Annotated in this window: 26 protein-coding genes and 1 pseudogene; 7 read left to right on the forward strand and 20 right to left on the reverse strand. The window is 67.7% G+C overall.

Annotated elements, in window-relative coordinates; translation table 11 throughout:
* Positions 1–37 precede the first annotated feature (37 nt).
* The 6 genes from rfaE2 to IAQ70_RS12225 are packed head-to-tail and all read right to left on the reverse strand — an operon-like array spanning position 38 to position 6,137.
* Positions 38–1,420 carry a D-glycero-beta-D-manno-heptose 1-phosphate adenylyltransferase gene (rfaE2, locus tag IAQ70_RS12200; RefSeq protein WP_190989572.1) on the reverse strand — a complete coding sequence of 461 codons (1,383 nt, stop codon included), beginning with the start codon at positions 1,418–1,420 and terminating at the stop codon, positions 38–40.
* Positions 1,417–2,109, reverse strand: a complete 693-nt coding sequence (locus IAQ70_RS12205) for a D-sedoheptulose-7-phosphate isomerase (RefSeq protein ID WP_190989573.1) — start codon at positions 2,107–2,109, stop codon at positions 1,417–1,419. The genes rfaE2 and IAQ70_RS12205 overlap by 4 nt, the downstream gene beginning before the upstream one ends.
* On the reverse strand, positions 2,106–3,356 hold the full coding sequence (locus IAQ70_RS12210; RefSeq protein WP_190989574.1) for a glycosyltransferase: 1,251 nt from the start codon (positions 3,354–3,356) through the stop codon (positions 2,106–2,108). Before IAQ70_RS12210 ends, IAQ70_RS12205 begins: the two co-directional genes overlap by 4 nt.
* The gene (locus IAQ70_RS12215) at positions 3,353–4,504 is read right to left on the reverse strand and encodes a glycosyltransferase (protein ID WP_190989575.1); all 1,152 of its coding nucleotides are present in this window, start codon (positions 4,502–4,504) and stop codon (positions 3,353–3,355) included. The genes IAQ70_RS12210 and IAQ70_RS12215 overlap by 4 nt, the downstream gene beginning before the upstream one ends.
* A complete protein-coding gene (locus IAQ70_RS12220; RefSeq protein WP_190989576.1) occupies positions 4,501–5,601 on the reverse strand; it encodes a glycosyltransferase family 9 protein in 1,101 nt (366 codons plus the stop codon). The genes IAQ70_RS12215 and IAQ70_RS12220 overlap by 4 nt, the downstream gene beginning before the upstream one ends.
* Positions 5,601–6,137 carry a D-glycero-alpha-D-manno-heptose-1,7-bisphosphate 7-phosphatase gene (locus IAQ70_RS12225; RefSeq protein ID WP_190989577.1) on the reverse strand — a complete coding sequence of 179 codons (537 nt, stop codon included), beginning with the start codon at positions 6,135–6,137 and terminating at the stop codon, positions 5,601–5,603. The genes IAQ70_RS12220 and IAQ70_RS12225 overlap by 1 nt, the downstream gene beginning before the upstream one ends.
* A 126-nt stretch (positions 6,138–6,263) precedes the next feature.
* Between IAQ70_RS12225 and IAQ70_RS12230 the strand changes: the two genes are divergently transcribed.
* Complete coding sequence (locus IAQ70_RS12230) at positions 6,264–7,217, forward strand: glycosyltransferase family 9 protein (protein WP_407682582.1); 954 nt, start codon at positions 6,264–6,266, stop codon at positions 7,215–7,217.
* Here the strand turns inward: IAQ70_RS12230 and IAQ70_RS12235 are convergent.
* A pseudogene (locus tag IAQ70_RS12235) lies at positions 7,187–8,098 on the reverse strand (sigma-70 family RNA polymerase sigma factor); the annotation flags it as partial. The gene IAQ70_RS12230 and the pseudogene IAQ70_RS12235 overlap by 31 nt on opposite strands.
* 172 nt (positions 8,099–8,270) lie before the next feature.
* Complete coding sequence (locus IAQ70_RS12240) at positions 8,271–8,843, reverse strand: hypothetical protein (protein ID WP_190989579.1); 573 nt, start codon at positions 8,841–8,843, stop codon at positions 8,271–8,273.
* A gap of 200 nt (positions 8,844–9,043) precedes the next feature.
* Here IAQ70_RS12240 and IAQ70_RS12245 point away from each other — a divergent pair, with 200 nt between their 5' ends.
* The 4 genes from IAQ70_RS12245 (at position 9,044) to IAQ70_RS12260 (ending at position 12,381) form a co-directional block, all read left to right on the forward strand.
* The gene (locus tag IAQ70_RS12245; protein ID WP_190989580.1) at positions 9,044–10,051 is read left to right on the forward strand and encodes a hypothetical protein; all 1,008 of its coding nucleotides are present in this window, start codon (positions 9,044–9,046) and stop codon (positions 10,049–10,051) included.
* Positions 10,051–10,482 carry a phage holin family protein gene (locus IAQ70_RS12250; protein WP_190989581.1) on the forward strand — a complete coding sequence of 144 codons (432 nt, stop codon included), beginning with the start codon at positions 10,051–10,053 and terminating at the stop codon, positions 10,480–10,482. The genes IAQ70_RS12245 and IAQ70_RS12250 overlap by 1 nt, the downstream gene beginning before the upstream one ends.
* Positions 10,479–11,087: a DUF3618 domain-containing protein gene (locus tag IAQ70_RS12255; protein WP_190989582.1), complete on the forward strand. Its 609-nt coding sequence runs from the start codon at positions 10,479–10,481 to the stop codon at positions 11,085–11,087. Before IAQ70_RS12250 ends, IAQ70_RS12255 begins: the two co-directional genes overlap by 4 nt.
* 94 nt (positions 11,088–11,181) lie before the next feature.
* Entirely contained in the window at positions 11,182–12,381 is a 1,200-nt protein-coding gene (locus IAQ70_RS12260) for a YihY/virulence factor BrkB family protein (protein ID WP_190989583.1), read from the forward strand.
* A gap of 261 nt (positions 12,382–12,642) precedes the next feature.
* Here the strand turns inward: IAQ70_RS12260 and IAQ70_RS12265 are convergent, their stop codons facing one another.
* The 6 genes from IAQ70_RS12265 to IAQ70_RS12290 form a co-directional block, all read right to left on the reverse strand.
* Positions 12,643–13,389, reverse strand: a complete 747-nt coding sequence (locus IAQ70_RS12265) for a glycosyltransferase (RefSeq protein ID WP_317983648.1) — start codon at positions 13,387–13,389, stop codon at positions 12,643–12,645.
* Between the two features lies 1 nt (position 13,390).
* Positions 13,391–14,830 (reverse strand): PIG-L family deacetylase, encoded by a 1,440-nt coding sequence (locus tag IAQ70_RS12270; RefSeq protein ID WP_190989584.1) that lies wholly within the window; start codon positions 14,828–14,830, stop codon positions 13,391–13,393.
* A complete protein-coding gene (locus IAQ70_RS12275) occupies positions 14,824–15,954 on the reverse strand; it encodes a hypothetical protein (protein ID WP_407682583.1) in 1,131 nt (376 codons plus the stop codon). Before IAQ70_RS12275 ends, IAQ70_RS12270 begins: the two co-directional genes overlap by 7 nt.
* Before the next feature lie 23 nt (positions 15,955–15,977).
* Positions 15,978–16,457 (reverse strand): Dps family protein, encoded by a 480-nt coding sequence (locus IAQ70_RS12280; protein ID WP_190989585.1) that lies wholly within the window; start codon positions 16,455–16,457, stop codon positions 15,978–15,980.
* An 80-nt stretch (positions 16,458–16,537) separates the two neighbouring features.
* Positions 16,538–17,215, reverse strand: a complete 678-nt coding sequence (locus IAQ70_RS12285) for an O-methyltransferase (protein WP_190989586.1) — start codon at positions 17,213–17,215, stop codon at positions 16,538–16,540.
* Positions 17,216–17,247: 32 nt separating this feature from the next.
* A complete protein-coding gene (locus IAQ70_RS12290) occupies positions 17,248–17,583 on the reverse strand; it encodes a thiamine-binding protein (RefSeq protein WP_190989587.1) in 336 nt (111 codons plus the stop codon).
* Between the two features lie 120 nt (positions 17,584–17,703).
* Here IAQ70_RS12290 and IAQ70_RS12295 point away from each other — a divergent pair, with 120 nt between their 5' ends.
* Entirely contained in the window at positions 17,704–18,339 is a 636-nt protein-coding gene (locus IAQ70_RS12295; RefSeq protein WP_190989588.1) for a TetR/AcrR family transcriptional regulator, read from the forward strand.
* Positions 18,340–18,557: 218 nt separating this feature from the next.
* Positions 18,558–18,776, forward strand: coding sequence for a hypothetical protein (locus tag IAQ70_RS12300; RefSeq protein ID WP_190989589.1), 219 nt, complete (start codon positions 18,558–18,560; stop codon positions 18,774–18,776).
* A gap of 136 nt (positions 18,777–18,912) precedes the next feature.
* Here IAQ70_RS12300 and IAQ70_RS12305 read toward each other — a convergent pair whose 3' ends face one another.
* The 6 genes from IAQ70_RS12305 to IAQ70_RS12330 form a co-directional block, all read right to left on the reverse strand.
* The gene (locus tag IAQ70_RS12305; RefSeq protein ID WP_190989661.1) at positions 18,913–19,224 is read right to left on the reverse strand and encodes a hypothetical protein; all 312 of its coding nucleotides are present in this window, start codon (positions 19,222–19,224) and stop codon (positions 18,913–18,915) included.
* 59 nt (positions 19,225–19,283) lie between these two features.
* On the reverse strand, positions 19,284–19,544 hold the full coding sequence (locus IAQ70_RS12310; RefSeq protein WP_190989590.1) for a hypothetical protein: 261 nt from the start codon (positions 19,542–19,544) through the stop codon (positions 19,284–19,286).
* Positions 19,545–19,632: 88 nt separating this feature from the next.
* A complete protein-coding gene (locus IAQ70_RS12315; RefSeq protein WP_190989591.1) occupies positions 19,633–19,944 on the reverse strand; it encodes an AzlD domain-containing protein in 312 nt (103 codons plus the stop codon).
* A complete protein-coding gene (locus IAQ70_RS12320; RefSeq protein ID WP_190989592.1) occupies positions 19,941–20,684 on the reverse strand; it encodes an AzlC family ABC transporter permease in 744 nt (247 codons plus the stop codon). Before IAQ70_RS12320 ends, IAQ70_RS12315 begins: the two co-directional genes overlap by 4 nt.
* Entirely contained in the window at positions 20,681–21,193 is a 513-nt protein-coding gene (locus IAQ70_RS12325; RefSeq protein ID WP_190989593.1) for a DoxX family protein, read from the reverse strand. The genes IAQ70_RS12320 and IAQ70_RS12325 overlap by 4 nt, the downstream gene beginning before the upstream one ends.
* A 63-nt stretch (positions 21,194–21,256) precedes the next feature.
* Positions 21,257–22,165: a glycerophosphodiester phosphodiesterase gene (locus tag IAQ70_RS12330; protein ID WP_190989594.1), complete on the reverse strand. Its 909-nt coding sequence runs from the start codon at positions 22,163–22,165 to the stop codon at positions 21,257–21,259.
* Positions 22,166–22,193 lie beyond the last annotated feature (28 nt).

Genomic DNA, 22,193 nt, shown 5'->3' on the forward strand with positions numbered 1-22,193 from the left:
TTCTGGAGAATGGTGGGTAAAGGAGTTGGGCGTGCCGTCAGCTGACTTTCGCGAGGGCCTCGGCCAGCAGGGTCGAGGAGCGGGCCGGGTGGTAGGGGACGGTCACGCAGCGCCCGCCCCAGCTCTCCACCAGGTCGGTCTCGGGCAGCCGTTCACCTTTGTAGTCGCCGCCCTTGACCCAGATGTCGGGACGCAGCCGTTCCAGGGCGGCTTCGGGAGTGTCCTCGTCAAAAATCATCACCGCGTCCACGCATTCCAGGGCGAGCAGCAGCTCTGCCCGGTCCTGCTCGATCATGATGGGACGCTGCTCGCCCTTCAACCTGCGCACGGAAGCATCCGAGTTCAGGCACACAACCAGGCAGTCGCCCAGCTCCCGCGCAGCTACAAGCGACCTGACATGGCCGGCGTGCAGCAGGTCGAAGCACCCGCCTGTGGCCACCACCTTGCCGCCGTTGTCCCGGACCCGGCGGACCAGGAGCAGGGGCTCCGCGGGCCGGCGCCTGAATTTGCCCGTAGCTTGCCGGTCCGGCAGCGACGCCACGCCGCCGGCCGCCAGGAAATCGGCGGCCTCGTGGACGGCCAGGACTGCAGCGTCCTCAAGGTCCCGGCCTTCGAGCAGGTGGACGGCAACGCTCGCGGCCAGCCTGTCTCCCGCCCCGCAAGGGTCGGCCGCCTCTACCCGGGGCGCGAGGATGGGGCGCGGCGTGCGATCGTGTTCGAGCAGCAGCGTGGCGCCCCGTTCCCCGGTGGTGACCAGGACCGCGCGGCTGCGCCACTCGTCCAGCAGGATGCCGGCCACCCCGCCTGCACCGTCCTCGGCGGGCGACCCAAAGGGACCGCCTGTCCGGGTGCCCGCCGCCTGAAGGGCCTCCGCGAGGTTCGGTGTCACCACTGAAACTCCGGGGACAGGACGGGCGCCGGATGGGTGCGGGTCCCAGACTATGGGCACCTCGTCGGCCAACCGTTCCAGCAGTTCCCTGAGCTGCGGGTTGGCGGCCAGGCCGCGCCCGTAGTCGGCCACGATGATGGCGCCGGCCTTGGCCACGGCCCGGAGCATTGCAGGTGTGACGTCCGGGGCCTGCGGCAGGCCGCAGTGCTCATCAAATCGAACCACGGCGTGGGTTCCTGCCCGGACGCGGGTCTTGACGGGCGTCGGGGAGCCGCTTGGACCGGCCACGACCTTTACTCCGGCGAGCGCAGCCTCCACGTGCCGCCCGGCGTCGTCGTCCGCGAGCACCGTCACCAGGCTGACGGGCCAGCCGTCCTCCGCCAGCATCCGGGCGACCAGCCCGGCGCCGCCGGCGCGCCGCCTGGTGCTCGAAACATCCACGACGGGGACGGGCGCATCCGGGCTGAGCCGGGTGGCTTCACCGCCCAGGTCTACGTCCAGGATCACGTCCCCCACCACGACGATCCTCATGGCAGGCCCGTCCGCGAGGTCCGGCGGCCGACCTCCAGCTCGAAAGCCCGGCAGAGCGCATGCAAGGCGATCAGGTGGCCTTCCTGGGCATTGGCGTTGATGGCGTCGATCAGGACCGCCTCATCACAGGCAGCGGCGAGCGGATTAGGTCCGGCGCCCGTGAGCGCCCAGGTGGTGATGCCCACGCGCTTGGCCGCTTCCACCGCGCGCAGCAGGTTGGGGCTGTTGCCGCTGGTGGACAAAAGGACCAGCACATCGCCGATGCGGCCATGGGCGCGGACCTGGCGGGCGAACACCTCCTCGTAGCCGTAGTCGTTGGCGATGGCGGTCACCGCCGAAGTCTCCGCGTGCAACGAGATGGCGGAAAACGGAACGCGCTCACCGTCGAACCTGCCCACCAGTTCCGCGGTGAGGTGTTGCGCCTCTGCCGCGGAGCCGCCGTTCCCGGCGGCGAGGAGCCGCTGGCCGCTGAGCAGCCGGTTCGCCAGTTCAACACCCCAGGCAGCGAGGCGGCCGGACTGGCTGCGGAGCGATTCCAGTGCCGGCAGGACGTTGTCCAGGTGGACTTGCACGGCGTCCATTGCGGCGGCGTTGTTGTCGGCAGCCAGCCCGGGCAGCGTCGGGGAAAAGGCCGCGTCTTCGGTCAGGACCTCAAGGTCCTGCTCCCGGAGGGACCATTCGGCCGTCACAGCGCAACTCCTTCCATCCGGCCCCGGCGGGCGGGCATGCCGGCCACTGCCAGCTGGTAGGCCTTCTCGGTTTCGGCGGCCACCCGCTCCCATGAGTAGCGGGAGCGGACGCGCCGTTGCCCGGCGGCGCCAAGTTCGTCCCGCAGTGCGGGGTCGCCGAGCAGCCGGGCCAGCGCTGCGGCAATCGCTTCCGGATCCCGCGGCGGCACGTGGATGCCGGTGCTGCCGTCCACTACCGTGTCGCGAAGACCGCCCACGGCGGCAGCCACCACCGGGACACCGCACGCCATTGCCTCCAACGGGACGATCCCGAACGGCTCATACCAGGGCGCGCACACCACGGCATCCGCGCTGCGGAAAAGCGCGGGCATTTCGGACCGGGGAACGTGCCCGAGCAGCGTCACCTGCTCCCGGACACCAAGTTGCGCCGCCATCGCCATCAGCCGCCGTATCTCCGGATCGGAGTCAAGCTGACCCAGGTCGGCGCCGCCACCCACGATGAGGAGTTCGACGTCGTCGCACCCCGCCGCGGCCAGGTGCGGAAGCGCACGGATCACCAGGTCAACGCCCTTGCGCGGCACCAGGCGCCCCACGGAGAGGATGCGGTGACGGCGCGTCCGCGGGGCTGCCGGACCGATGGCCGTGAAGAGCCCCAAATCCACGCCGCACGGCGCGAGGGACACCTTGGCGGTGTCGATGCCCATGGCCTTTAGCTCGAAAACCTCATCGGGGCAGGTGGCAATGATCCGATCGGCGGAGCGGCCCACGCCCGGCTCCAGCCAGCGGCGCTCGCGCGGGCTGGTGTCCTCGGCGCCCTGGTGCCGGCGTTTGACGGTGCCCAGCGCATGGAACGTCTGGACCACCGGGACCCGGAAACCCGCATCCCGCCCGGCTGCGTCAAGGGCCGCCAGCCCCGACATCCAGAAGTGGCCGTGGACCACGTCCGGCGGCTGCTGGCCCCAGTCCCTGGCGATGCCGTCGGCCAGTGCCCCCATAAACGGGAGCAGGTCATCCTTGGGAACCCGGCGGGCAGGTCCGGCGTCCACGTGGACAACCTCGAGCCCGGGGCCCACTGCCACCCGGCGGGACAGTTGCGGTCCGTCCCGCCTGGTGTAGACGGTGACGCTGTGGCCCCTTGCGGCCAGGGCCTCGGACAATGCCGCCACATGGACGTTCTGCCCGCCGGCGTCCACTCCGCCCAGGGCCGCCAGCGGGCTCGCATGTTCTGAAACCATGGAGATTCTCATAGGGACTTCCTCTCTCGCGCCGGAACAAGGATCTGCTCTTCCTGGAGTCTGGTGGACGCGTTCGACCCATCGGGACTGGAGTTGCCTCCGGGCGCGCCTCCGGCGTTGCTGCGCGGGTTGGTTCCGGCGTTACTGCCAGAGCCGCTGTCAGAGTCGCTGCCAGCCGGGCGCCTGCCGCCCGCGCGCCGGGGCCGCAGCTCCGCAAGCACGGCGTCCCAGTCAGCCAGGAACCTGCCCAGGTTGTAGCGTGCCAGGGCCGCCTCCCGGGCGGCGACGCCCCGCCGTCGGGCTTCTTCCGGGTTGGCGAGGAGGCGTTCGGCAGCGTGGAGGAGCTCCCCGACATCGGCGGACACTGCGCCTGCCTCGGGCGGGACCGCTCGGGGTGCTTCGGTGGTGGCCAGGGCGAGGACCGGCATGCCCAGGTGCATCGCCTCCAGGAGGGACAGGCCCAGGGATGTCCAGCGCATGGGGTGGACGTAAACCCGGCAGCGGGCCAGTTCGCGGTGGAGTTCCCTGGGCTTGAGGTCACCGCGGAGATGGAGCGGGGAGTTTTCGAACCCGGCGGCGGCCGCCAGGCCTTCAGTCTTCATCCCGAACACATGGACCGGCGCTACGGCAGCGAACGCAGGCAACAGGTCTGTCCCGGTCACCCGGCCGCGGCGCACGGGCTCGTTGACCACCACGGCCAGTTCCGGCAGTTCGCCGGTGTAAAGCTGGCCGGGGTCCGGGATGCCGTGTTCCACCACCAGCGCCGGGGCCCACCCGGTGTCCCAGGCGAGTTTGTTGAAGTGCGTCACGTGCACCACCGGAATGGTGTCCTGATCGGCCAACGGATGGCGGCTGAAGGGGAAATTCGCCTTGGGCGTGTTGTGTTCCACGAACACCGCCGGCAGGTCAACGCCCGGACGCCGGCCAAGACGGGCGGCCACCTCGTCGATTTCCTCCGGCCGCTGAAGCACTACGGCGTCGATCGCGTCGCCGTCGAGATCCGCCAGCGTCACCTCCCGGACGGAGTCCGGCCAGTCGCGGCCCGCGCGGCCCAGGCCCCAAGGGCCGCCCTCCGGAAGTACGGGCAGGAGGTATTCGTGGCTGCCGCGGACGAAGGCGTCGGTCCACGATCCGTGGACATGCCATAACAGGATTCTCATGAAGGGCGGTCCTTTCTGCGCGTGCTGAGCCGGGTGCTTGCGTGTGTGCTGAGCGAGGCCACGCCACCGATCAGGCGTTCCACGGCCTGCATCACATCTTCCGGCGACACCGAATCCAGGCAGGGGTGCCCGGGGACGGGACAGGTCCTCGCCCGCGTCAGGCGGCAGGCCGCATTCTGGTCGCCCAGCAGTTCCAGGGGGACGCCGTACGGTGCCCAGCGCACGGCAGGGACCACCGGGGAGAACAGGCAAACCACCGGCGTTCCCACGGCTGCGGCCAGGTGGGCCGGTCCCGTGTTGCCGGTCACCACCGCGTCCGCCCCGGCCAGGACCCCGGCCAGGGTGCGAAGGTCCGTGCGACCGCCAAGGTCTTTTGCCGACGGTCCTGCCACAGTGGCGGTCAGGGACGTCTCGGCCGGGCCGCCGGTCACCACCACGTGATGTCCCGCTCCCGCCAGGAGTTCGACGGCGGCGGCGTGATGGAGCGGCGGCCACGCCCTGGCGGGTACGGCTGCTCCGGGGTGGACCACGATGTACGGTCCTTCCCCCACCAGTTCCTTTACTTCCGGAACAGAATGCACCCGGAGTTTTCCGTCGTCTCCGCGGGGCAGCGTGAACCCTGCTGCCCGGGCAATACCCAGCGCCCGTTCCGCCTCGGGCTGGTCCTCCGGAATGTCCTCCCCCGGCCTGAGCCGAACGTCCAGCAGGGAGCCCGCATAGTCGGTTGAGGCGCCGCTGATCCGTTGCACGCCAGCCAGCCGCAGCAGCAGTGCCAGGGGCAGCGGGGACTGATGAAAGGAGGTTAGGATGACGGCTTCCGTGATCCTGGAGTTCCGCACGTAGTCGATCAGCCGGTTGGCATGCGGTCCCGTCATCTGCGGCGCGGGGTTCATGATCCAGGGACTGTCCCAGCTGTAGACCTCCACCACACCGGGCAGCATCGACGCGGCCGCTTCACCCTCCCGGCCGCAGAGCATCACCACGTAATTGGGCTGGCTCCCGTCCGGCTGCCGGCCGTTGGCCACAGCACGCACAGCCGGACCGGCCAGCAGGACATCGCCCAGGCTGTCCATACGGGCCACCAGCACGCGGCCCATCAGGCATCCCCCAGCAACAGGTCAACTGCCCCGGCCAAGTCCCGGGCCACCAGCTTTGCTTCTGTGATTTCCTCGGACCGCGTGACCGGAGTGGGCACCAGGACTCCCTTCGCTCCTGCGGCCTCGGCCGCCCGGACGTCGCTGCCGATGTCGCCAATCAGCGCTGCCTCAAACGGGTGGATGCCCAGGCGCCGGCAGGCGCTGTGCACCATGCCGGGAGCCGGTTTCCGGCACGCGCAGCCGTCGGTATCCCCGTGCGGGCACACCTCCCACACGTCAAAGGGGCCCAGGAGCTCCTCCACCCTGGCGTTGACGCTGGCCACTTCCGCCTCGGTAAGGATCCCCCGGGCCACGCCCGACTGATTGCTGAGCACTCCTACCGCGAGGCCCCGCTTCCGGAGTGAATCAAGGACGCCTTTGGCTCCCGGCATGGCCCGGACCAGGCCGGGGTCGCTGTTGTAGGGCACATCAACCACCAGGGTTCCATCCCGGTCGAACAGGACAGCCCTGAGCTGCGGTGTTTCGGAGCTTCCCATACGGACGTAGTTCCCCGGCAGGGCGGTCCCTAAACAAGCCGCCTGGCATTTACCCGGAATACAATCCTCAGAAGTACCCCGATCGGCGGGGCCGCAGTCAGTGACGCTCGAAGGGAAGGCAGCGTGATGGCGTGTCAGAACGAGGAACGGGACGGTGCCCGGCCTCAGCTCCTGGTGCTCCGCGCGCTGGGCCTCGGCGATCTCCTGGCCGCCGTTCCCGCCCTGCATGCCCTGCGAAGAGCGTTTCCACAGCATCGCCTGCTCTACGCGTCCCCTGAATGGCTGGCCGATGCCGTTGAGCTGGTGGGCGGCTATGAACTGCTGCCCGTCCGCGGACTGGACGAGCCCCTTCCCATTCCGCAGGGTGCGGTGGACATCGCCGTCAACCTGCACGGCAAAGGTCCGCAAAGCACAACCCTGCTCCAGGCAGCCGGGCCCCGGGTCACTATGGCGCACCGCGGCGGCGGAGCCGACGGGCCCGAGTGGGTGGAAGACCTCAATGAGCGTTCGCGCTGGACGCGCCTTCTGCAGTGGCACCGGATCGACGCCGACCCCCACGATGTTGCATTGCGCATTCCCGCTGTCGCCGCGCAGCTTCCTGATGCAACCGTGATCCATGTGGGCGCCGCATTTGCGAGCAGGCTTTGGCCGGCCGAGCGTTTTGCCGGGGTGGCCCGGCGGCTGGCGGAAAGCGGCCACCGGGTGGTTTTCACCGGAAGCGCCCAGGAACGGCAGCGCGCACAGGAAATCTGCCGGCAGGCCGGACTGCCCGGCAGCGCCGTGCTGGCCGGCAGCCTGCAGCTTCGGGAGTTTGCGGCCTGCATCGCGGCCGCGAGGCTGGTCATCTCTGCGGACACCGGGGCAGCACATCTCGCCTCCGCGTACGCCCGGCCATCCATCGTGCTGTTCGGACCGGTGGGTCCACGGCGCTGGGGACCGCCTCCCGGCCCTCACGTGGCGTTGACGCGGGAGGATCTGCGCCGTGGTGACCCGTTCGCGGACAGCCCCGACCCGGCCCTGCTGGGCGTGACGGTGGACGATGTGCTCCGGGCCGCGGCCGAGCTGGCACCTGCGCCATGACCGCTGTCCAAAGGCTGGCTGCTGTCCAGGAGCCGGCGCTGCAGGTCCACCAGGACGCGCGCCAGGCGCCGCGAAACCTGCATCTGCGTCATGCCGAGCCGTTTGCCGAGTTCCACCTGCGTCTCCTCGCAGAAGTACCGGCGGTACAACAGCTCCCGGTCTGCAGCGTCCAGGTCTTGCATGGCCTCGCGGAGGCAGGAGAGCTCCTCCAGCCGGTCAAGGGGCATGTCGGCGCACGCAAGCACCTCTGACGCGGGTAGCGCCCCACCGTGGGGAGGGACGGCGTCGAGCGAGTCAGGGTGGAGGCTGCTGGAAGCGTTGATCGCCTCCCGCACGTCACCGGCTTCCACGTCCAGATGCCGGGCAAGTTCGGAGACAGTGGGATTACGCCCCAAGGACTGCGCCAGCTCGGGCTCCGCGCGGAAAAGCCTCGAGCGCAGATCCTGGATGTGCCGCGGCGGCCGGACCATCCAACTGCGGTCCCGCAGGTACCTTTTCAGTTCGCCGGTGATGGTGGGAGCGGCGTACGCGGGAAAACTTTCACCTTTGCTCCGGTCGAAGCCCTTCGCAGCCTTCACGAGGCCGAGGTAAGCCACCTGGTTGAGGTCCGCCCGTTCCCTGCCGCGGGCCTCGAACCGGGCGGCGAGCGCTTCGGCAAGATCCAGATAATCCAGGACCAGCCCGTTCTCAAACGCTTCCCGGAGCCTTCCCCCTTTGGCAGTTGGCGGTCCGGGCGCGCCCTCAGGCGTCTGCGGCCAGGGCTGCCCCGGCACCTGCTGAAGAGGCGGGGGCAGCTCAGATGGCTCATCGCGGGAAAGAGCCGGGGGCGATAAGGGGTATGGAGCAGTATCTCGGGCAAGCGCAACGAGGAGTTCGGGCATTGTCAGCGTCCTCCGGGTGGTGGTCCGAAAGCCTGTGGCAAGACTTAGAAGTAGGAAATCATAAGCCTGCTTATAAAACAATGCCTCAGCGAGCCTCCCGGCGGGCGACTGGCCGGCGAACCCGCCAGCCGCCCTGCGGGGACCGGAAAATGCTGCTGACTAATTCAGGAGATTAGATTCCGGAACGCGGCGCGTCGCCCTCGGTACGTTCGCGGCGCCGCCGAAGCTCCTCAGCCTGGACGCGTTCGTCGCCTTCTACCCGCCGGGCGCCGTCTGCGGAATTTTCGGCGTGAGGTTCAGCCTGTCGAGTCCCGCTGCCGGCCTCGTCAGGCACTTCCCTGCGGGCATCCGCCTGCGCATCGCGGCCCATTCCCCGGCCCCGGCCCGTATGGTCATCCTCGTGAACATCGGGGTCAATTGCGTTGGCCTTTTCGGTATGCCTGGCCACATCTTCCCGGAGGGAACGTGCATCGCCGGATTTCTGCTCGGCTTCCTGCTTCAGCCGCGCCGCCTCAACCTGGGCCTGTTCCGCGTCAGCGCGGGCACGGCTGGCCCGGGCCTCCTTCTCACGGGCGTCGAGCTCCACCGCCTCGGCCTTCCGGCGGATTTCAGCGGCTTTTTCGCGGTTTGCCTCGTCCCGCTTCTGCTCCATTGCCCGACGTCGACGGCCCGTCATCAGGAACACGACGAGAAGGACCACGACAACAACGCCAATGACAACCCAAATCCAGGGTGCGATGTCCAAGCTACCCACCTCTTTCCAATTGCTTCGACCGGGCCGCACCACCGGAGTTGCCGGCGCCTCGGACCCGCTGATTCTGTTACTCGTTTGAAAATAACCAGCAAGGGTACTTATGTTCTATTAGTAACCATGCTTACTATTTTACGGCCAGCATGGCTGGTTCTTGATCAGCAACCGGCCTTCTTTGGAAAGAGAGAGCGAAGATGACAGAGAACCAACGGCCCGAGGACCCGGCGTTTACGGCGTCTCCCGGCCTTTCCGGCTCTACAGAGGAATCCAGCTTGACCGCAGAACGCAGCGCCAGCACGTTTCCCGCCACTGCCACAACAGGCGCATTTTCGACGCCGCCCACAACCACACCGCCCGCAACGACTCCGCAGAAGGACGGGGGCCCCGGCGGGTCACGCACCGACGCTGTCAAGGGCGAGGCGGCGGACGTTGCCCGGACCGCGGCGGACTCGGCCCAAAGCGTGGCTGAAACCGCCAAGACGGAAGCGGCCAATGTCGCCTCCGAGGCGAAGGCTAACGCGAAGGATCTGTTCTACCAGGCCCGCAGCGACCTCACTGACCAGGCCGGCGCGCAGCAGCAAAAGGTAGCCAACGGCCTCCGCTCAGTTTCCGACGAACTGCACGCCATGGCGCGGGCCTCGGACCAGCCCGGAGTGGCTTCGGATCTTGTGCGCCAGGCCGCAGAGCGTTCCTCCTCCGTTGCCGCTTGGCTGGACGGCCGGGATCCCGGGTCCCTGCTGAACGAAGTCAAGAACTTCGCGCGGCAGCGCCCCGGAACGTTCCTCCTCCTTGCCGCCGGTGCCGGAGTCCTCGCCGGACGGCTGGGCCGCAGCCTGCAGGCCGGTGCGCCGGAGTCGGCAACGGGCAGGTCCGGCGGTCAGTACGACGCCACCGGGACACACGGCGCCGGCCCTGGCGGCTACACGCCGTCAGCTGGCGGCACAGTCCCGCCGCCGCCGGTCGGACTGCCCGGTCCGGCCACTACGACGGCGGGGTTCGACGGCGGCGCACCGGGAAGCAGCTACGGTGACCTGCCGCGTCCCGCCAGTCCCCTGGACAGCCCCCAGCTCGCGGAGGAGCCGTGGTCGGGCAGCCGGCTGGCGGACGATCCCCTGGGTGACCGGGAGCTCGCCGATGATCCGCTGGCCACCGACCCCCTGACCCGGGACCGCTCCGCGGACGGCCAGACTGGCAGGCTGTGATGAGTAGCCAGATTCCGGAGCCTCCCGCGTCGGCGGCGCACGTGAAGGCGGATAACACCTCGCTGGGTGATCTGCTCGGTGAGGTCACCCGTGACCTGTCCACCCTGATGCGCCAGGAAGTCGAACTCGCCAAGGCCGAACTGAAAGAGTCAGCCGGCAAGGCAGGCAAGGGCGGCGGCATGCTCGCCGGCGCCGGCGTCGCCGGACACTTCGTCCTGCTGTTCCTCTCCATCGCCCTCTGGTACGCCCTGGGCGAGCTGATGGGACTGGGCTGGTCCGCCGTCGTCGTCGCCCTGATCTGGGGCATCATCGCCGCCGTGCTGGCCACCATCGGCCGCAAGGAACTCAAAGCGGTCAGGGGCCTGCCCCAGACCACGCAAACACTCTCAGAAATCCCCCCAACCCTGAAACCCGGTGAGGTAAAACGATGAGCGACAACCCGGACGCAATCCGTTCAGACATTGAAGCAACCCGCGCCCGCCTGGGCACCAACGTTGACGCCGTGGCCGACAAAGTCACCCCGTCCAACATCGTCCACCGCCAGACCGACAAAGTGAAGGACGCGGTGTTCGGAGTGAAGGAGAAAGTCATGGGCACAGCAGAGGACCTGACCACCCGCGCCCACACCGGCGTGCACCACGGCACCGACAGCGCCGGGAACGCCCTGCACGACGCCGGCGCCGCGATCGGCGACGCCCCGCACCAGGTCAAAGCCAAAACCCAGGGCAGCCCCCTGGCCGCAGGCCTGATCGCGTTCGGCGCCGGGCTGCTGCTCTCGGCCCTGATCCCCGCCAGCGAAAAGGAACGCGAGGCAGCCGACGCGCTCAAAACCGCCGCCGAACCCATGACCACCCAGCTGACCGAGGCCGCCAAAGACATGGCCGAAGGCCTCAAGGAACCAGCCCGCGAAGCCATGGAAAACGTCAAGGCCACCGCCACCGACGCCGCCGAAAACGTCAAAGCCGAAGGCCAGGTAGCAGCAGCCGACGTCAAAGACCGCGCCACCGACGCCAAGGACAACGTCCAAAACACGTGACCGGCGCTAATACCCCGTGTGCAGCAATACCAGTCAGGCCGGTCCCCCTTTCCGGGAGGGCCGGCCTGTCCATTAACAACCGAGAGGACACCTCATGGCCGCTCACGATTCGTCCGAAACCAGCACCGCCAAGGCGGGCCAGGCTCCGGCGCCCGATGACAACCGGAAACCGGACAGCCCCACCGACGTCACCAAGCCGTCCTGGAAATACATCGCCAAAAAGACCCTGCGCGAATTCACGAAGGACCAGTGCCCGGACCTGGCAGCGGCACTGACCTACTACTCAGTCCTTTCGATCTTCCCGGCACTCTTGGCGCTCGTGTCCCTCCTCGGGATCTTCGGGGACCCGCAAAAGACCACCTCCGCCCTGCTCGACATCGTCCAGGGTTTCGCTCCGGGCCAGACCCTGGACACGATCCGCCCGGTGGTCCAGGACCTTGCCAGCTCCTCAGCCGCCGGCCTGACGCTGGTCCTCGGCCTCCTCACCGCTCTCTGGTCCGCTTCCGGTTACGTCGGAGCCTTCGGCCGGGCCATGAACCGGGTCTACGAAATCGACGAAGGCCGCCCCTTTGTGAAGCTGCGCGGCACCATGCTCGGCGTGACCATCGTCAATTTGCTGATCGTCGTCATCATCGCGGCGATGCTCGTGCTGAGCGGCCCCGTGGCAGAATCCGTCGGAAGCCTGATCGGCCTGGGCGGTGCCTTCGTGACCGTCTGGAACATCGCCAAGTGGCCGGTGATGCTGGTGCTGATCATCGTGGCGATCGCCATCCTCTACTACGCCACCCCGAACGTGAAGCAGCCGAAATTCCGCTGGATGAGCATGGGCTCGGCCATCGCCCTGGTGGTGTTCCTGCTGGCCTCGCTGGCCTTCGGCTTCTACGTGGCCAACTTCGGCAGCTACAACAAAACCTACGGCGCAATCGGCGGTGTGATCGTCGCCCTGCTGTGGCTGTGGATCCTGAACATGTCCCTGCTTTTTGGAGCCGAATTCGACGCCGAGATGGAACGTGGACGGCAGCTCCAGGCCGGTATTGAGGCTGAGGAGACCATCCAGCTGCCGCCGCGGGATACCAAAAAGAGCGAGAAGCTGCAGAAGCAGGAAGAGGAAGACATCCGGCACGGCCGCGAACTGCGCGAGAGATCCAGCGCGGAGAACGGACAGGACGCGGAAGGCGGAGATGGAGGCCAGGACGGACCCGAGGCTCAAGCCGGCGAACGGCATCGCGAGCGGGTCCGTGACAAAGTGCGTGACCGTGCCGCAGGGAAGGACCGGGGGCCCGAGGATCACTAGGTCCGGGGCGCTGAGCTGGGCCGGGTCCAGGCAGGGAGAACCGGGAGGAGCGTGAAAGGCCGGGACTAGGCAGGACCTCCAAGATGGTAGAAAATTGTGTTGTAGATCCTGTGAGTTTCCCGGCCGGTCATCGGGCCGGGGTGAAACGGGGTCGGCGGCGAGGTGGCCTCTTCTGAGACCGAGGCCAGTCCCCCCAGTCGTCGTCGGCCCCCCGAATTTTTCCGCGCAGTGTGCCGGTGGACCTATTGCACCTGATCCCGGTCAGCCCTTCAGCGCCGCCGCGGGTTCCCGCGTGAGTGACAGCAGATAGGCGCCGAACCCGTGCGGCGCCCGGGCATCGGTCCGTCCCGAAGTCCGGACCCGGATGGTGTCCGTGGACCACACTGCGGCACGGTTCTTACGAAGCCGCTCCACCAACGCCCGGTCCTCGTGCGAGCGGAGGCGGGGAAACCCGCCCGCCAGCACGTAGGCGGAAGCCCGTACCCCCAGGTTGGCGCCATGCACGTGGGCATGGTCCTCTCCCAGCTGGTGCCGGGCGTGCCAGCGCCTCAGGAGCTCGCTCTCCATGCCTTCCGGGTCAGGTTCCACCGTTCCGAGGACTGCATCCGCGCCGCGGCCGGCCAGTTCCAACTGGCGCAACAGCCAGTTCTCGGGAACACATGAATCGGCGTCCGTATTTGCCAGCCAGACTTCCGGCGAAGCGTACGGGAGGCCCTTTTCGTTGCTTGCCAGCAGCGCAGCGCGGTTGCCTGCGCGCCGGCTCCCCCCGACGCTGCGGAACGTTACCTGAAAGGAACTGATGCGGCGGTCTACCGCGGCCAGGTGCGATGCGACGGCCGCGGAACCATCCGTACAGCTATCCAGCGCCACGAGGATGGACACGGCGGTGTTCGGCCGGTGCGCCTGCAGAGCGTCGGCCGCGGTGCGCACGGCACCGAGGGCCCTCGGAAGGAGCTGTTCCTCGTTGTGGACCGGAATCACCACGGCCACCTGCCTGATGCGGTCCACGTCAGGCCCCCGAATTTCCGGGATCGGTGGGGGACACCAGCGTTTCCAGCACAAAATCGCGTTCCTGGTACAGCCCTGCGGTGCGCCAGCGCAGCCGGTTCCGGGCCGCGGCGTGGACCGAGTCGCCGTCGAGCTCCCAGCCTGAAATCGGGTGCCGCCAATGGCACAGCAGCAGCGTGCCGCCCGGGGTCATGGACGACCGGATCCGCTCCAGCAGCTGATCAAGCTCCGACGGCGCAAGGTAATACCCCACCTCGGAGACCACCACCAGGTCGTAGGTGCCCTCCGGCCACTCCTCCGGCAGGGTCAGCTGCCGGGTGGCGACGCCGGGAAAGGGCGCAAGGCGCTCCGCGGCAAGTTTCAGGGCAGTGCTGCTGGCGTCAACGGCCAGGAGGCTGGCGCATCTGCCGGCCAGCTCGGCGGTCAGGGTCCCGATTGAGCAGCCGATCTCCAGACCCGTCTCGTACCTTTCCCGAGGCAGCGCGGCGAGCGTCAGGCTGCGCTTTCGGCGCTCGTACCAGCGGGTGGTGTACTCCCACGGGTCCCCGGACTCCGAGTGAACCTCGTCGAAAATCCGTTGCGCGTCCACGCTCGTGTGCGGCGCCGACGCCGGGGCAGAGTCCCTGCCGGCCGCGCGTGCCGGGACGGCACGGTTCCAGGCGAAGGTTTCGAAAGGGCGCTGGAAATGCTTGAGGAAGCCCTCCCCAAGCAGCGCCTCGTCGCCGGCCAGGGCAGACAGCGGGCGCGTCTGGCTGGTGTGCGCGGCCATGGCGGCCGTCTTGCTTGCCTGCTGTTCAGTGTCGAGGGGAAGCCGTGCCCAGCAGCGCCAGGCCGGGTCTTCCGGGGATGCCCACAGCCAGTACCAGATGGGATACTCCAGCAAGGCATGCCCGTCTTCGAGGGCGACTTGCGCCGCCGCATCGCCGACGGCGTCATGGTCGGCGTGGCCGTCCGCACGGTACGGAGCCACAATCGCCAGCTGCTGCGGCTGCCGTGAAGGCAGGGGCTGCCCGGGCTGGCTGGACTCCCGGTTGATGGTTTCCCTCAGCTGCGCGGAGATTTCCTGTTTCCGTTCGTTCAGGCCGCCATCGGGCAGCCCCAGGAAACGCCAGTGCCCGGCCAGTCCCAGTACCTCCATCGCTGAGGCAAACTCCTCAATCCGCACTGCTGCCAGCTGTCCGGGCGTCATGGTGGCGGACTCAGGATGCGAGCCCTCGCCGGCGGTACAGAGCAGCACGTCGACGTCGGCGCCTGAGGAGTGCAGCAGCGACAGGAGGCCGCCCGCGCCGAGGCTTTCGTCGTCGGGGTGGGCGGCAAGCACAACAAACCGCATGGCACTGAATTCCTGCGTTCCAAGGGGAAGCTCAGGCAGAGCCGCCAGCCCGCTGGCAGCCCAGTCCTTCTCGTCCGTGCCCGGGTCCGTGTGCGAGAAGGTCACCACGGGTGCTCCCCGGTGAGCGTCAGCTTCCCCAACTGGGCGTCGTCCCGCATGGCATGGTGTTGGCGCACATACAGCGCCAGGTCAGCCATGCGCTTGGCATAGGTTTCGTCGAACGCCAGCGGCGCGGGCCCCCGGTTCGTGGTGACCAGGGAAAGCACACGCTCGACGGCGGCGGCTACCGTTCCGCGCACGCGCAACGCTTCGCTCCACGCACTGCGGCCGGCCGCCGGGGTGTCGTCCCCGGCTGCGGACAGGCCGCCGTCGCCGGCGGGGGCATCGCCTGCGTTGGACAGGGCACCGCTGTCGATCAGCTCAGCCACGCGCCCCAGGTACTCCACGGTGGAGGTAAGGATGCGGTCCGTCTCCCCCATCGCTGCCAGCGCGATTTGGTCAGGTTCCCGTCCCTTCCCGGCAGCGGCGCGCAAGGATTCCCGGTAGTCCCTGGCAACGGCCACCGCTCCGCCCAGCCAGCAGGCGGCCACTCCCATGCCGCCCCACGCAAAACCGGGGCGGCTGAAGTACCAGCCATCCCCACCGACGGGAGCTGCCGGCACCTGGCTGAAATGGACCGTGCCGCTGGGGATCTCCCGCAGGCCGCGCGCCACCCACACGGGCACTTCGCACGTCACGCCGGAGTGCCGGAGATCCACGGCAAAGGCGGCCCGTCCCCCGCTTTCGGTGTGGGCGGTGACAATGGCACGGTCAAGCAGCGGCGCCAGTGAGCACCACGGTTTGGCGCCGCTCAGCAGGATGCCACCGTCGTCGGCCTTTGCTTCCAGGCGGGTCCCGGGTCCTTCGGCGGCGAAAACTCCCCACAGGCCCCCGCGCCCGCTGGTCAGATGGCCGGCCTGGGCGAGGATGGCCAGCGCATCCAAGTGGGGCTCGAAAATCCGGCCCGCGGCGACATCCGCGCTGGCCACCGAAGCCAGCAGCTCCCAGAGGAGGCCCGTCTGGCCGCGCCCCGGCTTCGGCCAGCTGTCTCCGGCGTCGACAGCAAGGGCCAGCAGCGCCGGGACATCCCCGGCGGCGGCAGATACCGCGTGGAGCAGGGCGCCATACCGGGCGAGGTCGGTTTCAGCTGAAACCAGTCGGACGGGTCCAGGAAAGCTGTGCTGCTCAGGCACTCCCCGGGCGTCCCCGCCCAGGACTATTTCTCCGCCGGTTCAGTGACGGCCGCCGAGGGTGTCATGGTTTCGGCGTTGACCATCCAAGTCAGCTGTTCCAGCCTTTCGATGGCCGCGTGGAGCAGGTCCGCGCTCGTGGGGTCTTCGTCGTCCACCTCATCGTGGACATCCCGCATGGTCTTGACTGTCCGTTCCAGCCTGGCCGTCACCAGCTTGACGGCGTCCTTTGTGGAGATCAGCCCGCCCGGCAACTCCGCCAGGCGGGTGTCCGCAGCAATCGTCTGGCTTCGGCCGTCAGGAAGCGCATGCAAGGCCCGCATCCGTTCCGCCGTCTGGTCAGCGAAGAGGCGGGCACTGGCGATGATCTCGTCGAGTTGCAGGTGGAGGTCGCGGAAGTTGGTGCCCACGATGTTCCAGTGGGCCTGCTTACCCTGTACATGGAGTTCCACCAGGTCGGTCAGGACCATCTGAAGGTTGCTGGCGAGGGTGGGTGACGCTTTCATCGAATTCCTCCAAGGCGGGTGTCCGTTCCGGACCGGACTTCGGCCGGAGAGTCATTCTAAGCATACTTAGGAATAGCTTCTCAGCGGACTCTTGCCAACGCGAACCCATCCCAGCCTTTGGACCCGACGGTTTGGATCACGGTGGCATCGAGCTGCGGGTGATTCCCCAGCAGTTCCAGTGCGCTGATGATCCCCGGCGCGTTGACGTCGTCGATGGACGGATCCAGGATGGCTCCCTCCCACACAGCGTTGTCAAGCACCACCACGGTTCCGGGCCGGCCCAGGCGCACAGCCCAATCGAGGTAGTCGGCGTCGTGTTCCTTGTCCGCATCAATGAACACAAGATCGAAGGGTTCCTGGCCCTCGGACTGCAGTGCCGCCAATGTGTCCAGCGCCGCGCCCACCCGGACCTCAACCTTGCTGCCCAGCCCGGCCGCCTCCACGTTGGCTTTGGCGATGTCCGCGTGCTTGGTGAGGTATTCGCACGTCACCAGCTTGCCGCCGTCGGGAAGTCCCTGGGCCATCCAGATGCTGCTGAAGCCGGCGAGCGTCCCGATTTCCAGCACCCGCCGGGCGCCGGAAATCTGCACCAGGAGTTTGAGGAACTTTCCGGCATTGGGGGTCACCTCGATGGGCGGCATCCCGGCATCGACGGCGGAGCTTACGGCGCGCTGCAATGCGTCGTCGGGATGCACCACAGTTGCCGTGAGGAAATCTTCCACCGCCAGCCAGCCCGGCCGGGTCTTGTGCTCAAACATGGCCACAGTCTTGCATGCGGCCAGGCAGCGGTCTAGGAAACGGTCCGGGAACCGTCCGAAAGGGCCTGCTCGAGGCGCTCCACCTTGGCCTTAAGCTCGCCCGTGTATCCCGGGCGGATGTCGGCCTTAATGACCAGTGAGACCCGGCTGCCGAACTGCCCCACGGCCTCGGTGGCGCGCTTCACGACGTCGAACACATCGTCCCAGTCGCCCTCGATGGTGGTGAACATCGAGTCTGTCTGATGCGGCAGGCCCGACTCCCTGACGATTTTCACAGCGGCCGCGACGGCGTCGTGGACTGATGCGTCGTCGGGGCGGGCTCCCCCGGTGGGCGTACCGGACGGGGCAACTGAAAATGCAAGCAACATAGGCCAATTCTGCCATGTGGCCGGATGCCGGAAATCGGCTGCGATGCCGGGTGAACGTCACATAACCGGCTACCCTCCGGTAACCACGTTCGTGGCCAGCCGCGTTGCTAACCTGATCGAATGAGCATTGCTGTCGTCCGCAAGCCACTACGCGCAGACGCTGCCCGGAACGTGGACAAGATCATCCTGGCTGCGCGCCAGTGCTTCCGCGAGCACGGCCCGGACGTCCCCCTCCAGACCATCGCTGCGACGGCCGGGGTAGGGCCCGCCACGCTGTTCAGGAACTTCGCGGATAAGGAGGAGCTGGTCCTGGCCGCCCTCAACCGGCAGCTCCGGGAGACCGTGGACCCCGTCATTGTGGAGGCCGTGGCGGGCATGGATGCAGCGGCGGGGCTGCTCCGCGTCATCGAGGCGATCATGGCCGCGGCGAGTGCAGATGCGAACCTGCTGGGTGCCGTGGCAGGGCGCCGCGAACTCCTCACGGGAATCACGGGATCCCTGATGGAATCCATCGGCGTCCTCCTGGCCCGCGGCCAGGGACAAGGCACCCTCCGCCCGGACATTTCCCTGACGGACATGTTCCGTTTGCTCGCCATGCTGATTGGCGTAGTGGACACCATGGAACCCGGTTCCGATGCGTGGCGCCGCCCGGTGGCGCTCATCGAGGACGCCATCCGCACTGAACGGACCGGGCGCCCCCTGCCTGCCTTCGTCCCGCTGCCCGCTTCGCAGCTCCAGGGTCCACAGTTCGGCTGACAAGTTCAGCTGACAAGTTCGGCTGACAAGTTCGGCTGCGCAACTGAGACCTGCGCCGGCTTCGGCACGCTGCCGTCCTGTGTCCGGGGCTTGCGGCATTGTGAGTCCCGAGCCCTTGGCCTAGACTCTAGATGGGTTACGCAGCCAGCCTCTGATCCATCAGAGGAGACAAAAATGCACCACGTTCTTGGCACGCAATCGGAACTGCTGAGGCTGCGATGAACCACTCCAAGCTATCCCAAGTCATCAACGATCCACGCGGCCCGGAAGAAGTCCTTCCTTCGCTGGCCGCGGAAGAGCTCGCAAACCTGCTGGACGCCTTGTACCAGAACCTCGACACACCGGCCCCGGATCTCGGCGCCCAGGTATGGTACGAACTGGCCGTCGAAGAAAGCGCCCGCCGCACAGCATCGTCCGGAGACGAGCAGTCCGCGTAAAGGCTTCGGGCGGGTCTGCACCTGGCCTGCTCCCCCAACCGTCTGGGCCCGGAAGGGCCGCCTGCTGAAGCAGACGTGATCAACCACGTTCAGCCGGCGTCGCCCCTCCGGGCCTTTTACTTGGCTTACAGCCGGCCTATGATCCCACGCTTGTGCCCGTCACCAGGTCGGGGTCAGGCGTGGCGGCGTCCTGGTCGGAGTTGGCGTCGTGGACGGGATCCGCATGAGGCGCTTCCCGGGGGTGGTGATGAGGGACGTGCTCCTTGGCTTCCCGTAAGTGCTGCTGCAGCTTCTCCTCTGCGACACGGCGGCGCCGGGCAGTGTCCCGCAACTCCCTGGTGGCTTCGGACGCGCTCTTGTCATAGATCGGCCGGGACTTCGGTTCTGAACCTCGGTGATCGGCTGCGCCTTCGGCGTCCGGTCCCTGGTGCTCCGCCTGTTCGTTCATCTAACCTCGCTCCTCTCCGGCCGCGACTGCCAGGTCACGGCTAAACCTCGTCGGGGGCATCAGTCGTTCGACGACGCTTCCCGGTTGGTGAGCTCGGCCCGGACCGCAGCATGCAAGGCGGCCATGCCGGGCTCCTGAGTGACATCCATGGCCAGTCTTATGCGTTCCGAGAGGATGTCAAGGTCCTCGGGCGGCAAGTCCGCGATGGACCTGAACCGGGTGAAGAAGCGCTTGACCGGCAGGCCTGCGCGCCATCCAGCGGCCGCGGGGTGACGGGGCTTGCCGGGTCTGGTGCGGGCTACGTGCAGATGTCTGTCCATGGTCGGCGCTCTCACGAGAAATCCATGGCCAACTGCATAGCCAGAATCATGCTACAGCGGTTGTGCCACGCACCACTAGGTTTTGCGCTCAGTTCCACCCAATTAACCGGAGAAGGGCGGCGGTGGCAGCGCCGATGATAACCACCAGCAGGAACGGGGCCCGGAACGCCAGCGCAACGGCGGCGGCGGCCAGGGCACCCAACCGCGCGTCAGCAGCCAGGGCCTGTCCGGAGGCCACAGTATTGACGATAGTCAGGGAGGCAAGAAGGCCGATGGTCATGGTCCCGGCCACGCGGGACATCCGCGGGTCTTCCAGGAGCTTCGCAGGGACCAGGTAGCCCATCACCTTCCACGCATAGGCGAGGATGCACGCCAACAGCAGCCAGAACCATAGATTCATGAGTCCGCCTCCCGGGTCCCGCCGTGGCCCTGGTGCTCCTGGTAGGGATCCACATCCGGTTCAAGGCCTTCATCGCTGCGGCCGTGGCTGAACCAGCCGATCACCGCGGCCACAAGTGCCGCGATCAGGATGGGCACGCCGGCAGGTACGAAGGGCACGGCGAGGACAGTGGCCAGCGCACACGCCACCGCGATCGCGGCCGGTTCGAACCCCTTGAGCCGGGGCCACAACAGGGCGAGGAAGGCGGCAACCGCTGCACCGTCAAGACCCCATTGCTTCGGGTCTCCCAGGCCGCTGCCGGCGAGGGCCCCGACGGCAGTAAAGAGGTTCCAGAGCACGTAGATGCCAATGCCCGCGGTCCAGAACCCGCGCCTCTGCTCCGCAGGATCGGCCTGCCCTGTGCTGGTGGCCGTCGACTCGTCGATGGTGACCTGCGCGGCAACATACCGCCGCCATCCCCTCGGTTGCAGGAGGGCATTCAGTTGCATCCCGTAGATGCCGTTTCGCATCCCCAGCAGCGTGGCTGCACTCATCGCCGCTATGCCGGAACCGCCGCCGGCCACCACGCCGATGAACGCAAACTGGGAACCGCCGCTGAACAGCAGGAGACTCAGCGCCATGGTCTGCCAGAAATCGAGGCCGGACGTGACGGACAGGGCGCCGAAGGAAATACCGTAGAGGCCGGTGGCGATGCTGATGGAGATGCCCACCCGGACGGCAGGCGACACGCAAATCTTCACTGCCGCGGCCGGACCGGGGCATTCCGCAGGCTCCAGGCCCACAGGATGAGCGGGAGCTGAAGGGGAAGCCTGACAGTATGCGCCCTGCGCTGCGCCGGCGAGCCCGTGGGGCCATAGGAGCGGCGGAGGGCGTCCACGTGGCCGGCCACGAACACAGCGAACATCCCAGTCACCGCGGTGGCCGCCACCCGCCGGGTGGCCGGTATCAGGAGCACGACGGCGGCTCCCGCCTCGAGCAGACCGCTCACCGCGATCCATTCCTCCCGGGTCATAACCGCCAAAGGCCGCCCGCCGCCGTCGTGCTCCGGGCTCACGCCGCCGGCGCTGTCCGCGCCAGCCTCCGGCGCCTCGCGGTTAGCGTCCGGAGCGTCGCGGCAGAGGTAGTCCGGGACCACCTGCGCGAAGAAGCGCGGCTCGCGGAAGTGTTTCATAGCGCTGGTCAGCAGCAGGGCACTCATGCCTGCTGCAGAGAGGGTTTGAACGGCCCGGCCGGACCAGCGAAATAGCATGGTTCCACTCAATCACAGCGGAACCTCCGCGACTAAAACAGGGTCGGCGGCGGAACGGCGGCGTCAGGAGGGCAGCGGAGCCTGCTGGCCGCTCGGCTCGAGCTGCGCCAGCACCCTGGCCGGCTTGTTGGTAGTGATCTCGTGAATGCCCAACCCTTGGCAGAGGGCAACATCGCGTTCGGTGTCCACGGTCCAGACGCGGAAGCGGCGGCCGGATTCCAGCCAGCGCTGGACGGTCCGGGCGTGTTCGCGGATGTACATGATGCCCGGCCCCGCGAGTCCCACCTCGCACTCGTCCAGGATCCTCTCGCCTTCCAGCTGCGCCGCCTTCATCACGTTGGCGACGGCGGTGCCCGCCAGGGTCCCCAGGCTCAGTTCGTCCCGGATTTCGTCGACGTCGATGTCATCCACCAGTTGGCAGATGTGCGCGGCCGGGACTTTCTTCAGCAGGTGCTTCACCGAGTCCGGGCTGAAACTCATGAACGAGACGCTGATGTTGTCCAGGGTGGAGGTCGAGGGGTTCCACCCTTCACCGTGAAGCACCTCAAGCACGCGGTCCTCCAATTTCAGCTGATAGGGGCTGGGGTGCTTCAGTTCTATCGCCAGTCCGATGGGCCGACCGGTGCCGCGGAGGATGTCCAGGAGTTCCGGCAGCGTCAGGAACTGCTCTGAGCGGGCGCCATATTTTTCCGGGATCCGGACGCCTTTCCACGACGAAAAGTCCAGCTGCCGCAACTCGGCCAGCGTGCGGTCCGCCACGGGGCCGGTCCCGTCCGACGTACGGTCCAGGTTGGCGTCATGGAGCAGGACGGCGTGCTGGTCGCGGGTGAGGTGCACGTCGCACTCCACGCCGTCGGCACCGTCGGCAATGGCCTGGAGGTAAGCGGCGCGGGTGTGTTCGGCAAATGCAGCACTGGCGCCCCGGTGGGCGTAAACCAGCGGGCGGTCCGGAACAGACTCGTCAAATGTCATGAGGACACGCTAGCGGACGGGACCCGGA

Source organism: Pseudarthrobacter sulfonivorans (assembly GCF_014712225.1).
Lineage (GTDB): Bacteria > Actinomycetota > Actinomycetes > Actinomycetales > Micrococcaceae > Arthrobacter > Arthrobacter sulfonivorans.

Bases quoted from the DNA above. Each gene is read 5' to 3' on its own strand.
- rfaE2 (WP_190989572.1), bottom strand. From the start codon at position 1,420: ATGAGGATCGTCGTGGTGGGGGACGTGATCCTGGACGTAGACCTGGGC.
- IAQ70_RS12210 (WP_190989574.1), bottom strand. From the start codon at position 3,356: ATGAGAATCTCCATGGTTTCAGAACATGCGAGCCCGCTGGCGGCCCTG.
- IAQ70_RS12215 (WP_190989575.1), bottom strand. From the start codon at position 4,504: ATGAGAATCCTGTTATGGCATGTCCACGGATCGTGGACCGACGCCTTC.
- IAQ70_RS12220 (WP_190989576.1), bottom strand. From the start codon at position 5,601: ATGGGCCGCGTGCTGGTGGCCCGTATGGACAGCCTGGGCGATGTCCTG.
- IAQ70_RS12225 (WP_190989577.1), bottom strand. From the start codon at position 6,137: ATGGGAAGCTCCGAAACACCGCAGCTCAGGGCTGTCCTGTTCGACCGG.
- IAQ70_RS12230 (WP_407682582.1), top strand. From the start codon at position 6,264: ATGGCGTGTCAGAACGAGGAACGGGACGGTGCCCGGCCTCAGCTCCTG.
- IAQ70_RS12245 (WP_190989580.1), top strand. From the start codon at position 9,044: ATGACAGAGAACCAACGGCCCGAGGACCCGGCGTTTACGGCGTCTCCC.
- IAQ70_RS12250 (WP_190989581.1), top strand. From the start codon at position 10,051: ATGAGTAGCCAGATTCCGGAGCCTCCCGCGTCGGCGGCGCACGTGAAG.
- IAQ70_RS12255 (WP_190989582.1), top strand. From the start codon at position 10,479: ATGAGCGACAACCCGGACGCAATCCGTTCAGACATTGAAGCAACCCGC.
- IAQ70_RS12260 (WP_190989583.1), top strand. From the start codon at position 11,182: ATGGCCGCTCACGATTCGTCCGAAACCAGCACCGCCAAGGCGGGCCAG.
- IAQ70_RS12280 (WP_190989585.1), bottom strand. From the start codon at position 16,457: ATGAAAGCGTCACCCACCCTCGCCAGCAACCTTCAGATGGTCCTGACC.
- IAQ70_RS12285 (WP_190989586.1), bottom strand. From the start codon at position 17,215: ATGTTTGAGCACAAGACCCGGCCGGGCTGGCTGGCGGTGGAAGATTTC.
- IAQ70_RS12290 (WP_190989587.1), bottom strand. From the start codon at position 17,583: ATGTTGCTTGCATTTTCAGTTGCCCCGTCCGGTACGCCCACCGGGGGA.
- IAQ70_RS12295 (WP_190989588.1), top strand. From the start codon at position 17,704: ATGAGCATTGCTGTCGTCCGCAAGCCACTACGCGCAGACGCTGCCCGG.
- IAQ70_RS12300 (WP_190989589.1), top strand. From the start codon at position 18,558: ATGAACCACTCCAAGCTATCCCAAGTCATCAACGATCCACGCGGCCCG.
- IAQ70_RS12305 (WP_190989661.1), bottom strand. From the start codon at position 19,224: ATGAACGAACAGGCGGAGCACCAGGGACCGGACGCCGAAGGCGCAGCC.
- IAQ70_RS12310 (WP_190989590.1), bottom strand. From the start codon at position 19,544: ATGGACAGACATCTGCACGTAGCCCGCACCAGACCCGGCAAGCCCCGT.
- IAQ70_RS12315 (WP_190989591.1), bottom strand. From the start codon at position 19,944: ATGAATCTATGGTTCTGGCTGCTGTTGGCGTGCATCCTCGCCTATGCG.
- IAQ70_RS12325 (WP_190989593.1), bottom strand. From the start codon at position 21,193: ATGCTATTTCGCTGGTCCGGCCGGGCCGTTCAAACCCTCTCTGCAGCA.
- IAQ70_RS12330 (WP_190989594.1), bottom strand. From the start codon at position 22,165: ATGACATTTGACGAGTCTGTTCCGGACCGCCCGCTGGTTTACGCCCAC.